Origin of the sequence: Brachybacterium sp. AG952 (assembly GCF_004362645.1) — a bacterium.
In the GTDB taxonomy this organism is placed as follows: Bacteria; Actinomycetota; Actinomycetes; order Actinomycetales; family Dermabacteraceae; genus Brachybacterium; species Brachybacterium conglomeratum.
The window spans coordinates 127,752-145,050 of record NZ_SNXV01000003.1 but is presented as its reverse complement, the minus strand read 5'-3'; the positions used below and the strand labels follow the sequence as shown (position 1 = coordinate 145,050).

Genomic DNA, 17,299 nt, shown 5'->3' with positions numbered 1-17,299 from the left:
TGGGATCAGGCACCGCCCAGCGGGTCCACGGCCCCGAACCACAGCAGTGCGAGGAGCAGCAGACCCGCCACCACGCGGTAGACCACGAACATCATGTAGGAGTGGTTCTCGATGATCTTCATGAACCACACGATCACCGCGAAGCCCACGCCGAAGGCGACCACGGTCGCGACCAGGATCGCCAGCAGCGAGGGCTCCCCCGCCGCCGCGGCGGCGGCGCGCCCGTCGGCCGTGAAGAGCACCGGGACCTCCTTGGCGGCCTTGTAGAGGCCGGAGGCGAAGACCGCGGGCACGGCGAGCAGGAAGGCGTAGCGGGCCGCAGCCTTGCGGGTGTATCCCATCAGCAGACCGGCGGTGATGGTGCCGCCGGAGCGGGAGACTCCGGGGATGAGCGCGAGCGCCTGGGCGAGGCCGAACAGGATGCCGTCGCGCACGCTGAGCTCGGTCAGCTCCTTGCGCTGGGGAGCGAAGCGGTCCGCGAACCCCAGCAGGATGCCGAAGACGATCAGCATCGTCGCCGTGATGTAGAGATTGCGCAGGCTGTGATCGATCTGACTCTCGAAGAGGAGGCCGAGCACGCCGATCGGGATCGAGCCGAGGATCACCAGCCAGCCCATCCGCACGTCGGGATCCGAGTGCGGGACCTTGCCGGCCAGGGCCCGGAACCACTTCCCGATGATCCGGGTGATGTCATTCCAGAAGTAGATCAGGATGGCCGTCTCCGTGCCCAGCTGGATGATCGCGGTGAACGCGGCGCCCGGGTCCTCCCCCGGGTTCATCAGCTCCCCGACCACGCGCACGTGCGCGCTGGAGGAGATCGGGAGGAACTCGGTCAGACCCTGGACCAGGCCCAGGATCACCGCCTCGATGAAGGACATGGACTCTCCTCGATGGACTCGCGCTCGGGGGTCGCCGCGGACGGCGTCGCGGTCGCGGCAGCGCCGCGATCGACCCCGCACAGCGTACGCGGCGCCGGGCCGATGCCCGGCGCCGCGCGGCGCTGATGAGGTGAAGACTGCGTGGAGGTCCGGCGGACGAGCTGGGACCGCCCGCCGGGCGGTGCGCCCGGACCGGCCGGAGCCTCAGCCGAGCGCGACCTCAGCGGTCCTCGTCGTCGTCCTCGTAGTCCTCGTCGTCATCATCGTCGTAGTCGTCGTCGTCCTCGAAGTCGTCGAGATCGTCGAAGTCGTCGTCCTCATCGTCCTCGTCGTCATCGTCCCCGTCGAAGACGATCAGCGGGGTGGCGATGTCGTACGCGTCGAAGAGGGCGTCGTCGTAGGTGTCGAAGGCCGTGGAGAGCTGCTCGGTGGCGGCGTCCAGGGCCGGGTCGTCGTCACCGCGGGAGGCGGCGGCCGCCTCGTAGTGACGCTCGAGGGCGGCGATCAGCGCAGCGAGAGCGGAGCGAGGATCCGTGTTCATGGTTGGACCGTACATCGTCCGAGGGCACAATGGACAGGGGAGAACGGCGGGCCGTCCCCGTGAGCCCGGGCCGGGATGCGCAGGCGGCCCCCCGTACCGCAGCGACCGTGCCGCATCTCACGCCGCGACGGCCCCGTCGCAGGTCATCGCGCTCAGGAGGAACTGTTGATCCGACCCCGCACCCCGCTCACCGCCGAGGTCCAGCACGTGAGCGATCCCCGTGGACGTCGCGACCTGCCCGTGGAGCGCGGGCGCCGGCTCGAGGACTACGAGTACCAGATCATCACGGTCCCCCGCGGCAGCTCGATCGGACAGGTCCGCGCCGAGCTCGCCGAGCAGGCGGAGTACGGGCGCTGGGAGCATGCGCGCACCCGCCTGTACATGGGCGGCGGGAAGAAGGTCTGGATGCGGCGGCGGATCATCCGAGTGCAGTCCACGCTGTAGGGCAGTCTCCGGGCGGCGGCAGCCCGTCGTCCACATCCCTCGCGCCGGCCGGGCGCGGACCGTGCGGATCTGGTGGGATGGGCCCGTGCCCGACTCCTCCCCGCTCCTGCTCGCCGTGCTGCTGGTGGTCTACCTGCCGCCGGCGGCGGTGCTCGCCTGGCACGACGGCACCTCGCACCGTCTCCCGAACCGCTGGGTCGCCGGGCTCACCGGCGGGGTCGGCCTCGCCCTCGCCGTTCTCGCGCTGCTGGTCCCCGCGCTGCGTCCCGCCCTGTCCGCGGCGTCGGTCCTCGCCCTGGTGCTCGGGGCCGGGGCGATCCTCCTGGGGCTCCTCGCCCCGTCGCTGCTGGGGATGGGGGATGCGAAGACGGTGCCGGTGGTGGTGCTGATGTCGGCGGCGCTCGGCGGGGAGGTGCTCCTGGCGGGGCTGCTGGCAGGGATGCTCCTGGCGGGGGTGCTGGGCGGCATTGTCCTGCTCGCGACCCGCCGTGCGGGGGCGCGCTTCGCCGTCGGACCGGTGCTGCTGGCCGTCCCGTTCCTGGGGCTGCTGGGCGCTCCCCTGGTCGCCGCGGCGCTCGGCACCGCCTGAGCGGCAGCACCCGGACGGCAGCGCCTGGACGGTCGCGGGCGGGCCCGGGCTCAGCGGCCGCGCCGGCGCTGCCGGGCGACCTCGTAGAGGGCGAGGGACCCGGCCACGGAGGCGTTCAGCGACGAGGCGCTGCCGCTCATCGGGATCTCCGCGATCGCGTCGCAGGCCTCCCGCCACCCGGCGCTCATCCCCACGGTCTCGTTGCCGACGACCAGCAGCGTCGGACCGGTCAGGTCGACGTCCGCGACCTCGTGACCGCCTGCCTCGTCCAGCCCCAGCACCGTCCACGGCTCCCCCGCGGCCCGACGACCCTCCACCCACTCGAGCACCTCGCGGTGCGAGGGCACGCGCAGGACGGGCACGGCGAAGACCGAGCCGGTGCTCGCCCGGATCGCGGCGGGATCCCAGGGATCGGCGGCGTGGCCGGTGACCACGAGCCCCGCGCCGCCGAGCGCGTCGACGGAGCGGGCGAGGGAACCGATGTTCCCCGGCCCCGTCGGCCGGTCGAAGACGACCACGGTCGAGCGCGGCCCGGCCTCGAGGCGGGAGAGATCGTCCTCGGGCATCGCGGCGACGGCCAGCAGCTCGGGGGCCCCGTCCTCCTTCTCCCCCAGCTCGGCCATCAGCTCGGGGGCGAGGTGGACCACGGGCGCCGGCGAGGACTCGAGCAGCTCGCGCGCCCAGCGGGAGGGGTTCTCCCTCGAGTCGGTCAGCAGCGCGCGGATCTCGTGGCCGTGGTCGATCGCCTGGGTGATCGGGCGGACACCCTGGACCAGCATCTCCCCGGCCCGGCTGCGCTTGGTGCGGTTGGTCAGCAGGGCCTGCCACTGCTGGAACTGCGCGTTGCGGCGCTCGATGCGGCGCGCGGTGCGGTGCGGGGCGCGGCGGGGGTCGCGAGGGCTCATGCCCCGGCCCCGTCGTAGCCGAGCTGGCGCCAGGCCTCGTAGACGGCGATCGAGACCGAGTTGGCGAGGTTCAGGGAGCGGCGGGCCGGGAGCATCGGGATCCGCACCCGGGAGGTGATGCGCGGATGGGCCATGGCCTCCTCCGGAAGCCCGGTCGGCTCGGTGCCGAAGAGCAGCACGTCCTCCCGCCGGTACTGAACCTGTCCGAAGGCGGTCTCGGTGCGCGCGGTGAAGGCGAAGACCCGCGCGTCGGGCACCGCGGCGAGGGCGGTCTCGAGATCTGGGTGGATGCTCACCTCGGCGAGGTCGTGGTAGTCCAGTCCTGCTCGGCGCAGCTTCGCGTCCTCGAGGTCGAAGCCGAGCGGCTCGATGAGGTGGAGGCGGGCGCCGGTGACGGCCGCGAGACGGATCGCGTTGCCGGTGTTCCCGGCGATCGCCGGCTCGTGGAGGAAGACGTGGACCATGGGGAGGATTCTCCCACGCACCGTCCCCGTCCCCTCACCAGTGCGCCGCCTGCCGGATCCCGGCGTCGCGCAGCGCCTCCCACCACTGCCCGTCGCGCAGCAGCTGCGTCTCCCGCTCCCTCACCGCAGGGACCCCGGCGCCCGCTGCGGAGGGATGCATGACGAGCTCGGAGGTCCCCGGCGGGAGCAGTGCGAGCCCGCTCGTGAGCGACGTGCGCAGCGCGTCGACGGAGGGCGCGGTGCCGTGGTGGGAGAGCAGCGCGGCGGGCAGGGGCACGCCGAGGGCGTCGGCGAGGTGCACGGCGGCGGAGTGGACCCCGCGGGCCGCGACGGGGAGGGCGTCCGTGCCCGGGAAGGGGTCCATGCTCCGCGGCAGGCGGAAGCCGAGTCCGTGCCGGGCGCACCAGCGCAGCGTCGCCTCCAGCAGCGCGCCCTCCCGCAGGCCGTACAGCGCCGTGGTGTGGAAGTCCGCCGCGCCGGGCTCCAGGCCCCGCCCCCGCATCCAGGCGAGCTGGGCGTCGAACTCCTCGACCGCCTCGTCGAGGTCGAGCTCCCGGGCGAGGCGTCGCGGGTCCGTGGTCATCGCGCCGCCCCGCTCCCGCAGGCTCGCCCCGTCGGACAGCGGCCGCCACGGGGGCAGGTCCGCCTCGCCCATGAGGGCCAGGTGCAGACGGGGCGTGAGGCCCGCATCGCGCAGCCGTGCCGCGGCGCGCGGCGACTCCTCGGTCACGGTGAGCAGCGTCGCCGCGCTGATCAGCCCCTCCTGTCCGAGGGCGATGATCACCGCGGTGCCGGCGGGGTCGCGTCCGAGGTCGTCGGCGGTGACGACCAGGCGCCGCTCGTGCTCCTCGGCCCTCATGCACGCCGCCCGGTCCGCACGGCGACGTGCGCGGACGCCTCGGCGGCGCTCCGCTCCGGCGAGGGGACTCTGACCAGGTGCGCCGAGAGGGCGCCGAGGGCGCAGAGCAGGAAGGGATAGACGCAGAGATAGACGCGGAAGGCCTGGCCCGGGTCAGTGCCGGGGCTGTTCCCGGAGTGATACCCGAAGAAGGTGCCCAGAGAGGCGAGGGCGAGGCCGCTCACCGCGCCGCTGAGGCGTCCGAGGGCACCGGTCACCGAGAGGAACAGGCCCTCGCGGTGCAGGCCGTGCACCGCCGCGTCCCGGTCCACGACGCGGGCGACGACGAGGTCGTTGGTGGCGAGCAGCCCGGCCCAGCCGATCCCGAGCACCGCTCCGGCCAGCAGCGCGGTGGTGAGATCGCGGGCGAGGTACAGCAGGGCGAAGGAGCCGGTCAGGGCCCAGAAGGCGAGGCGCCAGGTGCGCAGCGCACCGAGCCTGCGCACTGCCGCGAGCCAGGCGAACAGCGCTGCCGCGCAGGTCAGCAGCACCACGCCCTGGACGAGGAAGGCGGTCGCGACGGGCAGGCCGAGGGTGTGGCGGACGTACAGCTGCACACCGGAGAGCACGATCGCGACCGCGCTGCCGTAGCAGAGGCTGGGCAGCGCCACCTTCCACAGCAGCGGGGTGCGGAGGATCTGGACGAGGGAGGGCAGCAGACGCGGCCGCTCCTCCTGCCGGCGAGCCGGCACCTCGTGCGCGCCGAGCGCCATCACCACGATCGCGGCCACGGCGATCACGGCGTACAGCGCCGCGGTGCGGGAGAAGCCGCCCACCTCCTCCTCGGAGCCGAGCAGCGAGGTGGTCAGGACCGGGGTGAGTGCGAGCGAGATGACCATCGCCACGAGCTGGAACCCCTGGCGCAGCACGTTCGCCAGCGCGCGGCTCCGCTCCTCGGGGAACAGCTCGGGCAGCAGGGCGCCGTAGTTGGCGTTCAGCATCGAGTCGAAGAGCTCCGACAGGATCGCGAAGAGCGCGAACCAGGCCACCAGCCCCGGCCCGTCCAGGGAGCCCGGCGGGCTGAACAGGGCGATCATCGAGGCGGCGAGCAGGGGCGCGCCGAGCAGGAGCCAGGGGCGGCGTCTGCCGAGCCGGGTGCGGGTGCGGTCCGAGAGGTGGCCGAGGACCGGGTTGTCGATCGCGTCGATCACGGCGTAGACCGCCATCACGGCCGCGTAGGCGCGCACGTCCATGCCGAGGATGTCGACATACAGCAGCACGATCGAGCCGCGGATCAGATTGATCGGGATCGAGGTGCCGAACATCCCCAGCGCGTAGCGCCAGGCGGGGGTGCGCACCGGGGCGGGCGCGGGGAGCGGGACGTTCGACGACGCTGCGGCCACGGCGGCCTCCTCGACCTCGGGGCGATGCTGCCCCACTCTAGACCGGCGCCCGCTCCCCCGCGCCCCGGCCCGCCTCCTGCTCAGAGGATCAGGAACAGGGCTCCGGCCATGACGAACCCGATCACGGACTCGAGGGTCTGCTGCACGGTCCAGGTGCGCAGCGTCGTGGCCACGTCCATGTTCAGCAGCCGGCCGACGAGCCAGAAGCCGGAGTCGTTCACGTGCGAGGCGAAGACGGAGCCCGCGGCGGTCGCGACGGTGATCGCGGCGATCTGTCCGGCCGAGTAGCCGGCCGCCTCCACCGCCGGCGCCATCAGGCCGGCGGCGGTGACCAGGGCGACGGTCGCCGAGCCCTGCGCCACGCGCATCACCACGGCGATCACGTAGGCCGCGAGGATCAGCGGAAGGCCCAGGTCGCTGAGCACGCCGGAGAGCGCGTCGCCGATGCCCGAGGAGCGCAGCACCCCGCCGAACATGCCGCCCGCGCCGGTGATCAGCACGACGGAGCAGATCGGGCCGAGGGAGGAGTCCACGATCTTCTCGAGCGCGGAGCCGTTCTCGCCGCGGCGGGAGCCGAGCACCACGAGGGCGACGAGCACGGAGATCAGCAGCGCGACCGCGGAGGAGCCGAGGGTGGTGAGCACGCCGTACCAGACGGCGTTCTCGTCCACCACACCGGCGGCGCGCAGGAAGTCGAGGCCGGTGTTGAGGAAGATCAGCGCCATCGGGAGCAGCAGCACCGCGATGACGGTGCCGACCTTCGGCGGGTTCACGACCGGCTCGCCGTCGCCGCCGCCGAAGATCCCGCCCATGGTCTCGAGGGTGAAGGGGAACTTCCTGGCGGTCACGCGGCCCCACAGCACGCCGGTGAGGTAGAAGGTGGGGATCACGCAGACCAGGCCGATCAGGAGCACGATGCCGAGGTTCGCGCCGTACAGCTCCGTCGCGGTGACGGGTCCGGGGTGCGGCGGGACGAAGACGTGCATGGCGGAGAAGGCGACGGCCGAGGGCATGGCGTAGAGCAGCACGGGGCCGCCGAGCCGTGCGGCGACCGCGAAGACGATCGGGAGCATGACCACGAGCCCGGCGTCGAAGAACATGGGGAAGCCCATGAGCAGGGAGGCGACGCCGAGGGCGAGCGGTGCCCGCTTCTCGCCGAACATGCGGATCATCGTCTCCGCCAGCACGGTCGCGCCGCCGGAGTGCTCGATGAGCTTGCCGAGCATCGCGCCGAGGCCGACGAGCAGGGCGACGCTGGCGAGGGTGCCGCCGAAGCCGTCCAGCATCACATCCACGACCGAACCGGAGGGGATGCCGGTCGCGAACGCCGTCAGCAGGCTGACCAGGACCAGCGTGAGGAAGGCGTGGAGCTTGAACCGGATGACGAGGACGAGGATGAGCGCGATGGCGCCGGCCGCGATCGCGAGCAGCGGCGCGGCCCCGAGCGTCTGGGACCAGCCTTCGATCTCCATGGGGATCTCCTTGGGGAAGGGACGGAGGGACGCCGCACGGCGCGGGGTCCTGGGAACGCGGTCGGGCTGCGGGCCGGCGCCGACGCCGGACGGGGCAGCCGCCGACAGCTCATCCTGTCAGACAGGTCGCCTCGCTGCCCGGGACCGGTCGTCCCCCGGGACGCAGGGCCCCGGACATGCGGAAGGCCCCGGCTCATCGAGTGAACCGGGGCCTTCCCTGTGGTGTCCGAGGGGGGACTTGAACCCCCACGCCCTAAAGCGGGCACTAGCACCTCAAGCTAGCGCGTCTACCAATTCCGCCACCCGGACAGGTGATCGTCGTGCTGACTTGAGAACAGTAGCACGGTCCGGACTTCGCTCCGCACCAGAAAGCGCCTCTGCCAGGGTGAACGTGAAGACAATCACGCTGTGGCGGCCACCCGGCCCCGATCCATCACGGCGTGCAGGACGGCCAGGACGAGCTCGATCCGCACCTCGAGGCCGGCCGGCGCCGGGACCGGCAGGCGATCGGCGAGGTCCTGGAGCGCAGCGGCGGCGAGCACGACCATGGTCGGATCGGGGTCGACGAGTTGCGACGCCTCCCAGCGCCCCATCTCCTCGAGGAGCGCGGCGAGCTGGGCGGCGGCCTCCTGCCGGCCGCGCGTGAGCAGATCGGCGCGGGCGCGGGCGGCAAGGGCGGTGCAGCGGCGCAGCGCGGCCGTCGAGAGCTCAGCGGGAATCGATGTCGCGGTCACGGCATCCGGGGAGGGGATCACCTGCCGTGCGGCCTCCGCCCCCTCGGCGCCCTGCGCCGTCGTGCCGCCGTTCAGGCCGTCCTTCGCCAGCTCCATGCCGCCCGTCCCCTCCCGCTCGTCCCGGGGCCCGGACAGGCCCCTGCGACGCACGTCACTTTACTCCGTCTTTACCTGAGCGGGCAAGAGCGGCCCGGAGGGCGTTCAGCGCCCGGCGCTCCCCCGGCGCCGTGCGAGCTCGTCCCGGGCGGCGACGAGCATCGTCGCGACCGGGGCGGCGGGGACGTGCAACATCGAGCGCACCTGCATGTCGGCCTGGTGGGCGAGCATCTCGAGGCCGTCGGCGACCTCTCCCCCGGCCTGCTGCACGACGGCGGCGACGGGGGCGGGCCACGGGTCGTAGAGCACGTCGAGCAGCACCCGCGGCGGCGTGATCCCGGCGTCGCCGCGGGCCTCCCAGGCGGCGGCGACGGCACCGGCGCCCTCGGCCGCGAGGGCGCTGACGACCGCGTCGGCCCGGAGCACCTCGTGGTGCGAGGACCAGGGGATCTCGACCGCCTCGGCGCCGGCCTCCTCGGCGAAGCGGTGCAGCGGCGCGAGCTTCTCGGCGCTGCGGGCGGTGAGCAGGACGGTGGTGGCGCCGAGGTCGAGCAGCGCCGCGAGCGCGCTGAGCGCGGTCGCCCCGGAGCCCAGCACGCCGCCGGTGGCCACGGACCGGGCACCGTGGTCGCGCAGGGTCGCGGCGATCCCGTGCACGTCGTGGTTCTCGGCCCGCCAGGTGCCGCCGGGGCGGCGCAGCAGGGTGTTGGCCACGCCGAGCCGCCGGGAGACCTCGTCGTGCTCGGCGGCGAGGGCGAAGGCCTCGGGCTTGCCGGGCATGGTGACCGAGAGGCCCTCGAGCTCGCGCCCGGGCCCGTCGGCGAGGAAGGCGGGCAGCTCCCCCGCCCCGACCTCGAAGCGCTCGTAGCGGGCGTCGTCCACGCCGAGCGCCCGGTATGCGGCGCCGTGCAGCACCGGGGAGAGCGAATGGCCGACGGGAGACCCGATCACCGCGAAGCGGCGCAGCGGGGCCGCGGAGGTCATCCCTTCGACGCCGCCCATGCCTGCCACTCCTTGACGTTCTCCTCGTGCTCGGCCCAGGTGGAGGCGAACTTGGTCTCGCCCGTGTCGGTGTTGACGGCCACGAAGTAGAGCCAGTCCCCCTCGGGCGGGTCCGCGGCCGCGTCGAGCGCCTGGGCGCCGGGCGCGGCGATCGGGCCGGGCGGCAGGCCGTCCTTGAGGTAGGTGTTGTACGGGCTGTCGGTGGCGCGCTCCGCATCGGTGGTGCCGACGCTCGCGGACTTCCCCGTCACGTAGTGCACGGTCGAGTCGAACTGGAGCTTCATCGGCGAGCCCTTCGCCTCGCCGGTGCCCTCGAGGCGGTTGTGGATGGTGCGCACGACCTTCCCGTAGTCCTCCGGGTTGCGCACCTCCATCTCCGCGAGGGAGGCGTAGGTCAGGGTGGTGTGCCACTGGTCCTTGGGGATCTCGCGCTCGGTGAGCTGCTCCTCCATCCGGCCCCACATCATCTCGATCACGTCCTCGGCGGTGTGCTCCTCGAGGATGTCGTATCGGCCGGGCCAGAGGTAGCCCTCGAGGGTGCCTGCCTTGTTCTTCGGGATGCCGTAGGAGGTGTAGTCCTTCGCGGCGGCCTCGAACTCCTCCACCGGGATGCCGGTCTCCTCGGAGAGCAGGGCCCAGATCTGGGTGAGGCGCAGCCCCTCGGGGACGATCACGCGGTGCCCGGCGAGGTTCTCCGGGTCCATCAGCATGGTCAGCGCATCGGCGGAGGTCATCTCCTGCTTCAGCCGGTACACGCCCGGCTCGATCTTCGAGGCGTCCTGGGTGGAGGAGAACAGCGTGACGAACGGCGCGGAGGACTTGATGACGCCCTCCTCGACGAGGGTCGCGGCGATGTCCGTGCCGGTGTCTCCCTCGCCGACCTCGACGAGCACCTCCCCGCTGCCGGGCCCCTCGAACTCGGGGGCCTCGTCCTCGACGCTGACGTTCGCGGTGACCCACCGGTACCCCTGGAATCCGCCGACGGCGAGGGCGCCGACCACGGCGAGGACGAGCAGCACGGGCAGCAGCGAGCGGAAGAATCCGCCGCGTCGGCGGCGCGGCTCGCCGCGGTGCCCGCCGCGGCGGGGACGAGGAGCGCCCGACCCGCCGTCCTCGGAGTTCTGCGCCTCGGCGAGGTCGTCGAAGGAGTGGTGCTCGTCCTTCATCAGCTGTCCTCCTCGGTCGGGTCCTGCGAGGTCGCGCCCGGCGGCTCCTCGACGAGCTCGCCGCCGCGCCGCCCGGTGGACCTCTCGAGGTCCAGGGCCTGCTGGAGGATCATCACGGCGGCGACCTGGTCCACGACCTGGCGATGGCGACGCCCCTTGCGGCCGGAGCTGTGCAGCGCCCTGTGCGCGGACACGGTGGTCAGTCGCTCGTCGATCAGACGGACCTCGGTCTGCCGTGAGGCCGCGACCAGCAGCGTCACGAGCTCCGCGGCGAACACACGCGCCTTCGTCGCGGCTGCGCCCTCGGTCCCGTCCAGGGACCTCGGGAGCCCGACCATGATGACATGGGCGTCGAGCTCGAGAGCCTCCTGGACGACCCGGCGCGCCGCCGTGTCGCGCTCGAGGGTCTCGACCGGTGTGGCGATGAGCCCGTCGAGATCGCTGCGGGCGAGCCCGACGCGGACGTCTCCGACGTCCACGCCGAGCCTCACCCCGCGCGGGAGGCCCGTCGGCGCCTCGGCGTCGACCGGGCCACTCATGCGGTCCGCGTCTCCTCGATCGCGCCGCGCACCGCGCCGAGCGCCTCGGCGATGCGGGCCGGCTCGCCTCCGCCGCCCTGGGCGAGGTCGGGCTTGCCGCCGCCGCGGCCGCCCATGGCCTCCGCGCCGGTGCGCAGCAGGGTCCCGGCCGCGAGGCCGAGGTCGCGGGCGCCGGCGCTGGTGGCGATCACGAGGGCGGCGCGACCGCCCTCGTGCCCGGCCACGGCGACGACGACGGGCGCGTCCTCGCCGAGGCGGGCGCGCAGGTCGGTGGCGAGGGTGCGCAGGTCGCCGGCGGCGACCCCCTCCCCTGCGTCGTGCAGCAGCACGCGCACGCCGGAGACGTCCTGGGCGGTCTCGACCAGGCGGCCCGCCTCGGCCTGCAGCTGCTGGCCGCGGAGCGTCGCGAGCTGCTTCTCCATGTCCTTCATCCGCTGGGTGAGGGAGCGGACGCGCTCGGGCAGCTCCTCGGCGGAGCCGACCTTCAGCATCTCGGAGAGCTGGGAGACCAGGGCGTGGGACTTGGCCTGGTGACGGTAGGCGGACAGGCCGACGAGCGCGTCGACGCGGCGCACGCCCGAGCCGATCGAGGCCTCGCCCATCAGCTGGACGGTGCCGATCGCGCCGGTGCTCGCGACGTGGGTGCCGCCGCAGAGCTCGCGGGACCAGTCCCCGCCGATGGAGACGACGCGCACGATGTCGCCGTACTTCTCGCCGAACAGCGCCTGGGCGCCGAGCGCCCTCGCCTCGTCGATCGGCATCTGCTGATCGGTGACGGAGAGCTCCTCCTGCAGGAGGGTGTTGACGCGTCCCTCGATCTGCTCGAGCACGGACTTCGGCACGGCCTGGCCGTAGCGGAAGTCGAAGCGCATCCGGCCGGGCGAGTTCTCGGAGCCGGCCTGGGTCGCGCCGTGGCCGAGCTCCTCGCGCAGGGACTCGTGGACCATGTGTGTGGCGGTGTGGGCGCGGGCGATCGCCCCGCGTCGGTCGCGGTCGATCGACGCGATGGCGGAGACGCCGGGGGCGAGCTCGCCCTCGACAAGGCGCCCGCGGTGGACGATCAGGCCCTTCACCGGCTTCTGCACGTCGTCGACCTCGACCAGGCCGCCGCCGGTCAGGGCGATGCTGCCCTGGTCGGCGAGCTGGCCGCCGGACTCGGCGTAGAACGGGGTCGAGGCGAGCACGACCTCGACCTGCGCGGGCGCCCGGACGGAGTCGACGAGCGCGCCGTCGACGAGCACGGACTCGACGGTGGTGGCGACGGTGTCCTCGGTGTAGCCGAGGAACGGGACCTCGCCGCCGCGCTCGGAGAGCAGGCGGTTGTACAGCCCGGTGTCGGTGTGGCCGGTCTTCTTCGCGGCGGCGTCGGCGCGGGCGCGCTCGCGCTGCTCCTGCATCGCGGAGCGGAAGGCGTCCTCGTCGACCTGGAGCCCGACCTCGGCGGCCATCTCCATGGTCAGGTCGATCGGGAAGCCGTAGGTGTCGTGGAGCTTGAACGCCTCGTCGCCGGGCAGCACGCGCCCGCCGTCGGCCGCGGCGCTCCTTGCGACCTGGTCGAAGATCGCGGTGCCGGTCTCGAGCGTGCGCCGGAAGGTCTCCTCCTCCGCGTAGACGATCTCGGCGATCCGCGGGAAGTCCGCCTCGAGCTCCGGGTAGGACTCGGCCATGAGGTCCTTGGAGATCGGCAGCAGGTGCGGCATCGACGGCTCGGCGTAGCCCAGCAGGCGCAGGGAGCGCACGGCGCGACGGATCAGGCGGCGCAGCACGTAGCCGCGGCCCTCGTTGCCGGGGCGCACGCCGTCGCCGACGAGCATCAGCGCGCTGCGCACGTGGTCGCCGATGATGCGCAGGTGGACATCGTCCTCCGCGTCCGCGCCGTAGCGGCGGCCGGAGAGCTCCTGCGCCTTCTCGATGACGGGGAAGATCTGGTCGATCTCGTACATGTTCTGCTTGCCCTGCAGCAGGTAGGCGAGACGCTCGACCCCGAGGCCGGTGTCGATCGCCTTCTGGTCGAGCTCGCCGAGCAGCTCGTAGTCCTTGCCCTTGCCCGGGCCGCGCAGGAACTGGTCGAAGACGAGGTTCCAGATCTCGAGATAGCGGTCCTCGGCGCGCTCGTCGCCGGGCCACAGGGGAAGGCGGCCGGTGGGGGCGTCGGGGCCGTACTCCGGGCCGCGGTCGTAGTACCACTCCCCGGTGGAGCCGGCGGGGCCGGGCTGGCCGGTGTCCCAGCAGCTCTCCTCCCAGGGCAGCTGCACGATCCGCGCGGGGTCCAGGCCGACGACCTGCACGAGGTGGTCATAGGACTCCTGGTCCTGCTCCCACAGGGTGATCCAGAGCCGCTCGGGCTCGAGGCCGAAGCCGCCGTCGTCGACGGAGGAGGTCAGCAGCTCCCAGGAGAAGTCGATCGCACCGGTCTTGAAGTAGTCGCCGAAGGAGAAGTTCCCGGCCATCTGGAAGAACGTGCCGTGTCGGGTGGTGCGCCCGACGTTCTCGATGTCGTTGGTGCGGATGCACTTCTGCACGCTCACCGCACGGTCGTAGGGCGCCTTCTCGGTGCCGACGATGTACGGGATGAACGGGACCATGCCGGCGATCGTGAAGAGGATCGAGGGGTCGTTCGAGACCAGCGAGGTGCTGGGCACGACCTCGTGCGCCTTCTTCTCGAAGTGGGCGAGGAACCGCCGGTGGATCTCGGAGGTGCGCATGGGTGCGGGATGTCCTTCCTGGAGCCGCGTCGGCGGCGCGGCGGGATGCTGTGGGGCGGACGGCCGTGGTGCGGCCGGCACTGCGGACACGAAGGCCCCGGTCAGGGTACCGGAGTACACCCGCCGGGGCCTGTCGCGCCGCGGAGAGGAGAGGTCAGCGCGCGTAGTACTCGACGACCATCTGGACGTCGACCGTGACGGGGACCTCGGCGCGCTTGGGGCGCGAGACGAGCTGGGCCTTCAGCTCGGGCAGCTCGACGGAGAGGTAGGAGGGGACCGAGGCGAGCACGTCGGAGTTCCCGCCCTCGGCGGCGATCTGGAAGGGCTCCATGGCCTGCGACTTCGGCTTGACCTGGATGGTCTGGCCGGGCGCCACGCGGAAGGAGGGGCGGTCCACCAGCTGGCCGTCGACCAGGATGTGGCGGTGCACGACGGCCTGGCGGGCCTGGAGGATGGTGCGGGCGAAGCCGGCGCGCAGGACGAGCGCGTCCAGGCGCATCTCCAGCAGCTCGACCATCGACTCGCCGGTCAGGCCCGGTTGCTTCTTGGCGTCCAGGTAGGCGCGGTGCATCTGCTTCTCGCGGAGGGCGTACTGCGCGCGCAGACGCTGCTTCTCCTTGAGGCGGACCGCGTAGTCGGACTCGGTGCGGCGACGGGCGCGGCCGTGCTCGCCCGGGGGGTACGGGCGCTTCTCGAAGTACTTGACCGACTTCGGGGTGAGCGGGAGCCCGAGGGCTCGGGACAGACGCGCCTGGCGGCGCGCACGGGTGACGTTGGTCACGAGGTATACCTCTTGTTCGCGTGTGGTGAATCCAGTCTTGCAGCCGCGGATTCAGCGACCGACTCTACCGCACGCCCCCGTCCGGGTCCATGTCCGACGGGGCTGGTCACACCGGGCTTCCTGTGGAGTGCCTCACGCGCCCGCGCCGGGCGGGGGCGGAGCCTGGTCCAGGATGCGGCGCAGCGCCTCGACCCGGCGGCTCGTGACCTCCTCGTGCCCGTGGCTCTTGGGGTGGTAGTAGCGGGTGCCGACGAGGTCGTCGGGCGCGTACTGCTGGGCGACCACGGCGTGCGGGGCGTCGTGGGCGTACTGGTACTCGACCCCGTGTCCGAGCTTCTTCGCTCCCGAGTAGTGGGCATCGCGCAGGTGGGCGGGGACGCCCTGGCCCTTCCCGGCGCGGACGTCCGCGATCGCGGCGTCCAGCGCCTTGTAGGAGGCGTTGGACTTCGGGGCGGTGGCGATGTGGACGACGGCCTGGGCGAGCGGGATGCGCCCCTCGGGCATGCCGAGCATCTGCACGGCCTGCATCGCCGAGACCGCGACCTGCAGCGCGGCGGGGTCGGCCATGCCCACCTCCTCGCTCGCGGCGATCACGACGCGTCGGGCGATGAAGCGGGGGTCCTCCCCCGCCTCGATCATGCGGGCGAGGTAGTGGAGGGAGGCGTCGACGTCGCTGCCGCGCATGGACTTGATGAAGGCGCTGGTGACGTCGTAGTGCTGGTCGCCGCCGCGGTCGTAGCGCAGCGCGGCCCGGTTCACGGCCTGGGAGAGGGTGGCCGCGTCGATCTGCTTGGACTCCTTCATCAGGGCCGCGGCGGCGGCCGCCTCGAGGGAGGTGAGGATCTTGCGGGCGTCCCCGCCGCCGAGCCGCAGCAGCGCCTCGCGGGCGTCGCCCGTGAGGGTGACGGCGCCGCCGAGCCCTCGCTCGTCGGTGAGCGCGCGGTCCACGAGGGTGTCGAGGTCCTCCCGGGCGAGCGGCTCGAGGGTGAGCACGATCGAGCGCGACAGCAGCGGGGAGATCACCGAGAAGTAGGGGTTCTCGGTGGTCGCGGCGACGAGGGTGACCCAGCGGTTCTCGACGCTCGGCAGCAGCGCGTCCTGCTGCGACTTCGAGAAGCGGTGGACCTCGTCCACGAAGAGGACGGTCTCGCGGCCGACGGTGCGCAGCCGGGAGCGGGCCTGGTCCACCACGTCGCGGATGTCCTTGACCCCGGCGAGCACGGCGGAGACCTCGACGAACTCGCGGTCGCCGGACTGCGCGACGACATAGGCGAGGGTGGTCTTGCCGGTGCCGGGCGGTCCCCACAGGATCACGGAGCTCGGCGCGGTGCGGGAGTCGTCGGTGGAGACCAGGCGGCGCAGGGGGCTGCCGGGCTCCAGCGCCGCGTGCTGGCCGACGATCTCCTCGAGGGTGCGGGGGCGCATCCGCACCGCGAGCGGGGCGCGGTGGTCGACGTTGCGGTCCGACAGTGTGCGCGGCGCGGGCGCATCACCACCCAGCGAGAAGAGGTCCTCGTCCATCCCTCCAGGGTAGGCCCGGCGCCCGGGCGGGGAGGGCCTCGCCCGCGGTGACTCCCGTGACGGCAGGGGTCAGCGGCGCAGGGCGCGCGCGATCCGGCCGGGCCAGGACGGGCCCTCGTAGATGAAGGCGGTGTAGCCCTGGACGAGGTCGGCGCCGGCGGCGAGGCGCTCGCGGACGTCCTCGGCGGTGGTCACGCCGCCGCAGCTGATGACCACGGCCTCCTCCCCCAGCTCGGCGCGGAGCAGTCGGAGGATCTCGAGGGAGCGGCGGGCCAGCAGCGGGCCGGAGAGCCCGCCGGCGCCGATCCGCGCGATCTCGGCGCGCTCGGCGCGCAGCTCCTCGGGCCGGGAGATGGTGGTGTTGGTCGCGATGACGCCGGCGAGCCCCACCTCGGCGGCGAGGCGGGCCACCGCTGTGACGTCGGCGTCGTGGAGGTCGGGGGCGATCTTCACGAGCACCGGCACCTCGCGGCGCAGGCGACGGGCGGCGCTGCGGCTCTCGTCGACGACGGCCTCGAGGATCGGGCGGAGCATCTCGACACTCTGCAGGTCGCGCAGCCCCGGGGTGTTGGGGCTGGAGACGTTGATGGCGAGATAGGAGGCGTAGGGCGCGAGCAGACCGGCGGAGAAGCGGTAGTCCTCGGCCGCGTCCTCGAGCGCCGTGATCTTCGACTTGCCGATGTTCACGCCGATCACCGCGCGCTGGCCGCGCTCGGTGCGTCGGGCCGCGGCGAGGCGGTGGGCGAGGGCCTGGGCGCCGTGGTTGTTGAATCCCATGCGGTTGATCAGAGAGCGGTCCCCCACCAGACGGAAGGAGCGCGGGCGCGGGTTGCCGGGCTGCGCCTTCGCGGTGACGGTGCCGACCTCGACGTGGCCGAAGCCGAGGTCGAGGAACGCGAGCGGGAGCTCCCCGTCCTTGTCGAGACCCGCCGCGAGTCCGAGCGGGGAGGAGTGCTCCGCGCCGAGCACGCGACGACCGGTGCCCGCGGGCCGCATCGGGTCCGGCGTGCCCGTCGCGCGGCGCAGGAGCCGCGGCGCGCCGGGGACCGCGTGCGCGAGCGACAGCGCCCGCAGGGTCAGCAGGTGCGCCTGCTCAGGGTCGAGACGGGCGAGCACGTGACGGAACAGGACGTCGTAGGGCCCGCGACGGGCGGCGGTGTCGGTGGTCACGGGCATACGGTACGCGGTCCGGGCCCCGCTCCCCGGGTCCTAGGGCTCTTC

Annotated in this window: 17 protein-coding genes and 1 tRNA gene; 2 read left to right on the top strand and 16 right to left on the bottom strand. The window is 73.0% G+C overall.

All coding sequences use genetic code 11. The features are described 5' to 3' along the window. Positions 1–5: 5 nt before the first annotated feature. Positions 6–878, bottom strand: a complete 873-nt coding sequence (locus DEU31_RS08945; protein WP_133676874.1) for an undecaprenyl-diphosphate phosphatase — start codon at positions 876–878, stop codon at positions 6–8. Positions 879–1,098: 220 nt separating this feature from the next. Next, a complete protein-coding gene (locus tag DEU31_RS08940; RefSeq protein WP_010551601.1) occupies positions 1,099–1,419 on the bottom strand; it encodes a hypothetical protein in 321 nt (106 codons plus the stop codon). 165 nt (positions 1,420–1,584) lie between these two features. Between DEU31_RS08940 and DEU31_RS08935 the strand changes: the two genes are divergently transcribed. Together DEU31_RS08935 and DEU31_RS08930 are read left to right on the top strand one after the other, a co-directional pair. Next, complete coding sequence (locus DEU31_RS08935; protein WP_010551602.1) at positions 1,585–1,863, top strand: DUF5703 family protein; 279 nt, start codon at positions 1,585–1,587, stop codon at positions 1,861–1,863. An 85-nt stretch (positions 1,864–1,948) separates the two neighbouring features. Next, a complete protein-coding gene (locus tag DEU31_RS08930; RefSeq protein WP_133676873.1) occupies positions 1,949–2,452 on the top strand; it encodes a hypothetical protein in 504 nt (167 codons plus the stop codon). A gap of 50 nt (positions 2,453–2,502) precedes the next feature. Here the strand turns inward: DEU31_RS08930 and DEU31_RS08925 are convergent, their stop codons facing one another. The 14 genes from DEU31_RS08925 to DEU31_RS08860 all read right to left on the bottom strand — a co-directional run bounded on the left by DEU31_RS08925 (position 2,503) and on the right by DEU31_RS08860 (position 17,254). Next, the gene (locus tag DEU31_RS08925; RefSeq protein WP_133676872.1) at positions 2,503–3,357 is read right to left on the bottom strand and encodes an RNA methyltransferase; all 855 of its coding nucleotides are present in this window, start codon (positions 3,355–3,357) and stop codon (positions 2,503–2,505) included. Further along, positions 3,354–3,821, bottom strand: a complete 468-nt coding sequence (locus DEU31_RS08920; RefSeq protein ID WP_133676871.1) for a tRNA (cytidine(34)-2'-O)-methyltransferase — start codon at positions 3,819–3,821, stop codon at positions 3,354–3,356. The genes DEU31_RS08925 and DEU31_RS08920 overlap by 4 nt, the downstream gene beginning before the upstream one ends. A 34-nt stretch (positions 3,822–3,855) precedes the next feature. Further along, positions 3,856–4,680 carry a ChbG/HpnK family deacetylase gene (locus DEU31_RS08915; RefSeq protein WP_133676870.1) on the bottom strand — a complete coding sequence of 275 codons (825 nt, stop codon included), beginning with the start codon at positions 4,678–4,680 and terminating at the stop codon, positions 3,856–3,858. Next, entirely contained in the window at positions 4,677–6,062 is a 1,386-nt protein-coding gene (locus DEU31_RS08910; RefSeq protein WP_243733788.1) for an MFS transporter, read from the bottom strand. Before DEU31_RS08910 ends, DEU31_RS08915 begins: the two co-directional genes overlap by 4 nt. 80 nt (positions 6,063–6,142) lie before the next feature. After that, positions 6,143–7,528, bottom strand: a complete 1,386-nt coding sequence (locus DEU31_RS08905) for a GntP family permease (protein WP_029360785.1) — start codon at positions 7,526–7,528, stop codon at positions 6,143–6,145. 226 nt (positions 7,529–7,754) lie between these two features. Continuing rightward, a tRNA-Leu gene (locus DEU31_RS08900) sits at positions 7,755–7,843 on the bottom strand. A 92-nt stretch (positions 7,844–7,935) separates the two neighbouring features. Continuing rightward, complete coding sequence (locus tag DEU31_RS08895) at positions 7,936–8,364, bottom strand: hypothetical protein (protein WP_133676868.1); 429 nt, start codon at positions 8,362–8,364, stop codon at positions 7,936–7,938. Between the two features lie 105 nt (positions 8,365–8,469). Next, a complete protein-coding gene (locus tag DEU31_RS08890; protein ID WP_133676867.1) occupies positions 8,470–9,366 on the bottom strand; it encodes a shikimate dehydrogenase in 897 nt (298 codons plus the stop codon). Further along, entirely contained in the window at positions 9,345–10,532 is a 1,188-nt protein-coding gene (gene mltG / locus DEU31_RS08885) for an endolytic transglycosylase MltG (RefSeq protein WP_133676866.1), read from the bottom strand. The genes DEU31_RS08890 and mltG overlap by 22 nt, the downstream gene beginning before the upstream one ends. Then, positions 10,532–11,071 (bottom strand): Holliday junction resolvase RuvX, encoded by a 540-nt coding sequence (gene ruvX, locus DEU31_RS08880; RefSeq protein WP_053915729.1) that lies wholly within the window; start codon positions 11,069–11,071, stop codon positions 10,532–10,534. The genes mltG and ruvX overlap by 1 nt, the downstream gene beginning before the upstream one ends. Beyond that, complete coding sequence (alaS, locus tag DEU31_RS08875) at positions 11,068–13,776, bottom strand: alanine--tRNA ligase (protein ID WP_133676865.1); 2,709 nt, start codon at positions 13,774–13,776, stop codon at positions 11,068–11,070. Before alaS ends, ruvX begins: the two co-directional genes overlap by 4 nt. Before the next feature lie 154 nt (positions 13,777–13,930). Then, positions 13,931–14,557, bottom strand: coding sequence for a 30S ribosomal protein S4 (rpsD, locus tag DEU31_RS08870; protein WP_010551614.1), 627 nt, complete (start codon positions 14,555–14,557; stop codon positions 13,931–13,933). A 132-nt stretch (positions 14,558–14,689) separates the two neighbouring features. After that, a complete protein-coding gene (locus DEU31_RS08865; protein ID WP_133676864.1) occupies positions 14,690–16,078 on the bottom strand; it encodes a replication-associated recombination protein A in 1,389 nt (462 codons plus the stop codon). A gap of 69 nt (positions 16,079–16,147) precedes the next feature. Continuing rightward, positions 16,148–17,254, bottom strand: coding sequence for a quinone-dependent dihydroorotate dehydrogenase (locus tag DEU31_RS08860; protein WP_166649449.1), 1,107 nt, complete (start codon positions 17,252–17,254; stop codon positions 16,148–16,150). Positions 17,255–17,299: the final 45 nt, after the last annotated feature.